Source organism: Lutibacter sp. (genome assembly GCF_040883305.1).
In the GTDB taxonomy this organism is placed as follows: domain Bacteria; phylum Bacteroidota; class Bacteroidia; order Flavobacteriales; family Flavobacteriaceae; genus Lutibacter.
On sequence record NZ_JBFLKT010000201.1, the window covers coordinates 1 to 6277 of the forward strand.

6 protein-coding genes are annotated in these 6277 nt (G+C 31.1%); 5 read left to right on the top strand and 1 reads right to left on the bottom strand.

Annotated features, from left to right (window positions below):
* Positions 1 to 719: metallophosphoesterase (locus tag AB1Z17_RS06420; RefSeq protein ID WP_368050970.1), on the bottom strand; the 719-nt coding region annotated here is incomplete at its 3' end.
* A gap of 145 nt (positions 720 to 864) precedes the next feature.
* Here AB1Z17_RS06420 and ileS point away from each other — a divergent pair.
* The 5 genes from ileS to AB1Z17_RS06445 all read left to right on the top strand — a co-directional run bounded on the left by ileS (position 865) and on the right by AB1Z17_RS06445 (position 6263).
* The gene (ileS, locus tag AB1Z17_RS06425; RefSeq protein ID WP_368050971.1) at positions 865 to 4272 is read left to right on the top strand and encodes an isoleucine--tRNA ligase; all 3408 of its coding nucleotides are present in this window, start codon (positions 865 to 867) and stop codon (positions 4270 to 4272) included.
* 3 nt (positions 4273 to 4275) lie between these two features.
* Positions 4276 to 4656, top strand: coding sequence for a TraR/DksA family transcriptional regulator (locus AB1Z17_RS06430; protein ID WP_368050972.1), 381 nt, complete (start codon positions 4276 to 4278; stop codon positions 4654 to 4656).
* 80 nt (positions 4657 to 4736) lie between these two features.
* A complete protein-coding gene (locus AB1Z17_RS06435; protein WP_368050973.1) occupies positions 4737 to 5330 on the top strand; it encodes a lipoprotein signal peptidase in 594 nt (197 codons plus the stop codon).
* Between the two features lie 71 nt (positions 5331 to 5401).
* The gene (locus AB1Z17_RS06440) at positions 5402 to 5734 is read left to right on the top strand and encodes an ArsR/SmtB family transcription factor (protein ID WP_368050974.1); all 333 of its coding nucleotides are present in this window, start codon (positions 5402 to 5404) and stop codon (positions 5732 to 5734) included.
* Positions 5735 to 5789: 55 nt separating this feature from the next.
* On the top strand, positions 5790 to 6263 hold the full coding sequence (locus tag AB1Z17_RS06445; RefSeq protein WP_368050975.1) for a DUF6428 family protein: 474 nt from the start codon (positions 5790 to 5792) through the stop codon (positions 6261 to 6263).
* Positions 6264 to 6277: the final 14 nt, after the last annotated feature.

The following is a 6277-nucleotide window of genomic DNA, read 5'->3' on the forward strand; positions in this document are numbered from 1 at the left end:
GGCAATTCGTTTGGTTCTGGAAAACGAGGTCTATGCGTATGCCCAGATATTACCATTTGATTGTTATTTGCCAAGATCCATTTTTTAAGTCTGCGTTCAACCTTAATTAGCTCTTTAAAATTTTTAGCTGGACTTGTAGGATCTTTTATGCCAACTATTTGCAATGGTTTCCACAATATCCGTACTAAAAATCGACTCCATTTCCACCAGACATAATTGTAAAAATCTGCTTGATGACCGTGAATTAAAAGTATATTTTTATCCAATCCTTCTGGCTCTAAAATAATACCTTCATTAAAAATTAAACCACTTAATAAATCTTTATCAGTTCCTGTAATTTTATCAAAATAGGTATCTAATAGTTTGGCAGATCTTTTTTTACTTTTTAAAGTCATATCATGATTTCCCCAAATCATGTGTAATTTATTTTTTAAATGAAACTCGCGCAATAGCATAAAAGAATTCTTATGTGCTTCAAAAATTTCATTAAAATAAAGGTTTTCCCATAACTCAATGCCATCGCCTAATTCAATATAGGTAAAATCATTTTCGAGATAATTTCGTAATGCGTGGGAATAAATATTACCGTTATTGGCAAAATCATCGGCATAACTATTATCACCTCTATGGCAATCACTAAAAAAAATAAATTTTGAATCCTTTTTTAGGGGGATTCTTTTAGCGGTTTTATAAGAATTAGATATAATATTTTGAATCATATTTAAAGATAAAATAAATACAAATGTAAACTTAATTTAATTCTGTTAAATTCAACCAATTAACTATTAAATTTTTTACAATTTATAAAATGATATTTTCAATAAAATCCGTAATTTCGCAAACTAATTGAATTAAAGCATAAAAATGAGTAAAAAGTTTAGAGAATATAAGGGTTTGAACCTCACTAAAGTGGCAGATGAAACTTTAGCGTTTTGGGAAAAGGAACATATTTTCGAAAAAAGTATAGCTACAAGAAATGAAAATAAACCTTTTGTGTTTTTTGAAGGACCTCCTTCTGCAAATGGTTTGCCGGGTATTCACCACGTAATGGCACGAGCAATAAAAGATATTTTTTGTAGGTATAAAACCTTACAAGGCTTTCAAGTAAAAAGAAAAGCCGGTTGGGATACGCACGGATTACCAATTGAATTAGGTGTTGAAAAAGAATTAGGAATTACCAAAGAAGATATTGGTAAAAAAATAACTATTGAAGAGTATAACGAAGCCTGTAAAAAAGCTGTAATGCGTTATACCGATGTTTGGAACGATCTTACAAAACGTGTTGGTTATTGGGTGGATATGGAAGATCCGTATGTTACTTACAAACCAAAATATATGGAAACCGTTTGGTGGTTGTTAGCAGAAATGTATAAAAAAGGGTTAATCTATAAAGGTTATACCATTCAGCCATATTCTCCAAAAGCAGGAACCGGATTGAGTTCTCACGAATTAAATCAGCCAGGAACGTATCAAGATGTTACTGATACAACTGCAGTTGCACAATTTAAAGCGATAAAAAAAACCTTGCCAGAACTATTGCAAAATGTTGAAGGTGATGTGCATTTTTTAGCTTGGACAACTACACCTTGGACTTTGCCTTCTAACACAGCCTTAACCGTTGGAAAAAAAATAGAGTATGTGTTGGTAAAATCTTATAATCAATATACGTTTGAACCAATAAATGTAATTTTAGCTAAGAATTTAGTTGGAAAACAATTCACTAAAAAGTTCTTTGCAGTTGAAAATGAAGTACAACTTTTAGAATACAAAGAAAACGACAAAAAGATTCCTTATATAATTGTTAACGAATTTAAGGGAGCTGATATTTTAGAAGCTAAATACGAGCAATTATTACCATATACACTTCCTTATCAAAACCCTGAAAATGCGTTTAGAATTATTGCGGGAGATTTTGTAACAACAGAAGATGGTACTGGAATTGTACATACAGCCCCAACTTTTGGTGCAGATGATGCGCTTGTTGCTAAACAAGCAGATCCAGAAGTTCCACCAATGTTGGTATTAGACGATAATGGAAATCCTGTTCCTTTGGTAGATTTACAAGGAAGATTCACCAAACATATGGGCGAATTTGCAGGGAAATATGTTAAGAATGAATACTACAATGAAGGTGAAGCGCCAGAGCGTTCGTTAGATGTAGATCTTGCAATAAAATTAAAAGAAGAAAATAAAGCATTTCACGTAGAAAAATACCGTCACAGCTATCCACACTGTTGGAGAACTGATAAACCAATTTTATATTATCCGTTAGATTCTTGGTTTATAAAAGTGACTGACAAGCGTGACAGAATGTTTGAATTAAATAATACTATTAACTGGAAACCAAAATCAACCGGAGAAGGTCGTTTTGGAAACTGGTTAAAAAATGCCAACGACTGGAATTTATCACGTTCTCGTTATTGGGGAATTCCATTACCAATTTGGAGAACCGAAGACGGAACGGAAGAGCTTATGATTGGTTCGGTTGAAGAGTTAAAAGCTGAGATGAAAAAATCGGTTGAAGCAGGATTGTTAAAAGCTGATATTTTCGCTGATTTTGAAGTTGGAAATATGAGTGAAGAAAACTACGATAAAATTGATCTTCATAAAAATGTGGTCGATGCAATTACCTTAGTTTCTCCAAAAGGACAGCCAATGAAACGCGAAAGCGATTTAATTGATGTTTGGTTCGATTCTGGTTCAATGCCTTATGCGCAATGGCATTACCCATTTGAAAATAAAGAACTTATAGATAATAGAGAATTCTTCCCGGCAGATTTTATTGCAGAAGGAGTTGACCAGACTCGTGGTTGGTTTTATACATTGCACGCAATTGGAACAATGGTTTTTGATTCGGTAGCTTATAAAAATGTAGTTTCTAACGGACTTGTTTTAGACAAAGAAGGTAAAAAAATGAGTAAACGTTTAGGAAACGCTGTTGATCCATTTGAAACAATGGATAAATATGGCGCAGATGCTACACGTTGGTATATGATTTCTAATGCAAATCCGTGGGATAATTTAAAATTTGATATTGAAGGAATTGACGAGGTTCGTAGAAAATTCTTTGGAACATTATACAACACCTATTCATTCTTTTCATTGTACGCGAATTTAGATAGTTTTACATATGCCGAAGATGAAATTGCTATTGAAAAAAGACCAGAAATTGACCGTTGGATTCTTTCTGAATTAAATACATTAATTAAAATTGTTGAAAAATTCTACGAAGAATATGAACCAACAAAAGCAGCACGTGCAATTCAAGATTTTGTTGGAGAAAATTTAAGTAACTGGTTTGTACGTTTAAGTAGAAGACGTTTTTGGAAAGGTGATTATGAGCAAGATAAAATTTCAGCATACCAAACATTATATACATGTTTGCTGAATGTTGCTAAATTAGCTTCTCCAATTGCACCATTTTTTATGGACAATCTTTATAAAGATTTAATTTCAGTTTCAGGAAAAGAAAATTTTGAATCTATACACTTAGGAGATTTTCCAAGTTATGATGAAAGTTTGTTGGATGCAAAATTAGAACACAAAATGCAACAAGCTCAGAAAATATCTTCAATGGTATTGTCGTTACGTAAAAAGGAAATGATAAAAGTGCGTCAGCCATTACAAAGAATTATGATTCCGGTATTGGATGCAGCTGACAGAGAAGAAATTTTAGCTGTTGAAAACTTAATCAAATCCGAAGTAAACGTAAAAGAAATTGAACTGATTGATGATGCTTCTGGAATATTGGTAAAAACAATAAAACCTAATTTTAAGCTACTTGGGCCTAAATTTGGGAAAGATATGAGGTTTGTTGGTCAGGCAATTCAAAATTTAACACAAGAAGATATTGCCAATATTGAAAAACAAGGTGAAATAACTTTAAATATCAACGAAAAAACTGTAAATTTAACAATAGATGAAGTTGAAATCATATCGCAAGATATTGAAGGATGGTTAGTAGCAAACCAAGGTGGTTTAACAGTGGCTTTAGATGTTACAATTACGGATGAATTACGAAAAGAAGGTAATGCTCGTGAGTTAATTAATAGAGTTCAAAACCTTAGAAAAGAATCTGGATTTGATGTAACTGACAAAATTAAGTTGATTATTCAAAAAAATGATATATTAGAGCGCTCAATTGAAGCAAATCAGGATTATATAAAAACAGAAACTCTAACAGGTGAGTTGGTGTTTGAAGAAATAGTAGAAAAAGGCACGGAAATTGCTTTTGACGATGTAAATACCAAAATATTAATTCAAAAAATGTAAGTTATGAATGAAAATACAAATAGATACTCCGACAAAGACTTAGCAGAATTTAAAGAAATTATTCTTAAAAAAATCGCATATGCAGAAGAAGATTTAGGTTTGCTAAAAAGTTCATTTAAAAATGATAGCAATAACGGAACAGATGATACTTCACCTACTTTTAAAGCCTTTGAAGAAGGCTCTGAAACAATGTCTAAAGAAGCAAATGTACAGTTAGCCATTCGTCAAGAAAAATTTATTAGAGATTTAAAAAATGCTTTAATCCGAATAGAGAACAAAACCTATGGCGTTTGTCGTGTAACTGGTAAACTAATTAGAAAAGAACGTTTAAAGTTAGTTCCGCACGCAACATTAAGTATTGAAGCAAAAAACATGCAACAATAAGAAATAAAATTTTTAAAAAAAAGGAGCTTTCTTAATTTTGAAAGCTTCATTTTTTTGCCATTAAATAAAAGCTCAAAAAGTTGAAAAAAGCAATTACAATCATAGTTATTATCTTATTAATAGATCAAATTAGTAAAATTTATATTAAAACTAATTTCTTATATGGAGAAGAAGTAGTTGTATTTGATTGGTTTCGAATTCATTTTATTGAAAATAATGGAATGGCTTGGGGAGCCGAATTTGGCGGAAAATCCGGAAAATTATTTTTAACAATATTTAGACTTTTTGCCATTGGAGGTATTGGATATTGGTTATATTCTTCGGTTAAGAAAAATGCTCCCAATATTTTAATTGTAGCCATTTCACTTATTTTTGCAGGAGCAATGGGTAATATTATAGACTCTGTTTTTTATGGAGTAATTTTTGACACTCCCGTAAATGGAGTTGCTACACTATTTGCCGAAAAACCTTATGGAGAATTATTTTATGGAAAAGTAGTTGACATGCTCTATTTTCCAATTTGGAGTGGTGATTTACCAGAATGGTTGCCAATTTGGGGCGGTAAACCCTTTACATTTTTTAACGCCATATTTAACGTTGCCGACACTGCAATTTCTACAGCAGTTGGTATATTAATTGTATTTAATAAAAAAGCATTTCCAAAACACGATTAATTTTTTTTGAATAAATTTATATGTACGATTTTTATTTAATTAAATATTAATCGTACATTTGCGATAGACTTATGAAAAGAACTACAAATAAAATAGAATATTCAGTTGAAACCGAAGAATTGGCACGTTTTGCCAAAGCTTTAGGACATCCAACACGAATTAAAATTTTAAACTATCTTGAAAATCAGAGTTGCTGTTTTACTGGAGATTTATTAGAAGTAATTCCGTTGGCACAATCAACTATTTCACAACATTTAAAAGAGTTAAAAGATGCAGGTTTAATTCAAGGAGAAGTAAGTCCGCCAAAAATTAAATATTGTATAAACCACGATAATTGGTTAAAAGCTAAAAGTTTATTTAATGAATTTTTCAATAGAAATATGAATCAGAATACGTGTAACTAAAAAAAGTTTAATAGACCAACTGTTTATTAACGATTAAATAAATTAAAAACAGGAAATGACAATTCAAGAAATTAAGAAACATTTAAGTAATTTAAAAACAATAGCATTTCAATTGCCAGATGGTAAATTAGTGCCAAATCATTTTCACGTAACTGAAGTGGGGAAAATTACTAAGCATTTTATAGACTGTGGTGGAACATTAAGAAATGAAGTTGTGGCTAATTTTCAATTGTGGGAAGCTAATGATTACGACCATCGTTTACATCCTGAAAAATTGATTCATATAATTGAATTATCAGATAAACTATTAAAGCTTGGAAACCTAGAAATTGAAGTAGAGTACCAAGATACAACTATTGGGAAATATGGATTAGATTTCGACGGGGCAAATTTTTTGCTAACAACAAAACAAACAGATTGTTTAGCAAAAGATAATTGTGGTATTCCGCCGGAAAAAACAAAAGTTAATCTTTCAGAAGTAGGCAATACTTCATCTAGTTGTTGTTCTCCAAATTCAAATTGTTGTTAAAAAATACGTTTAAA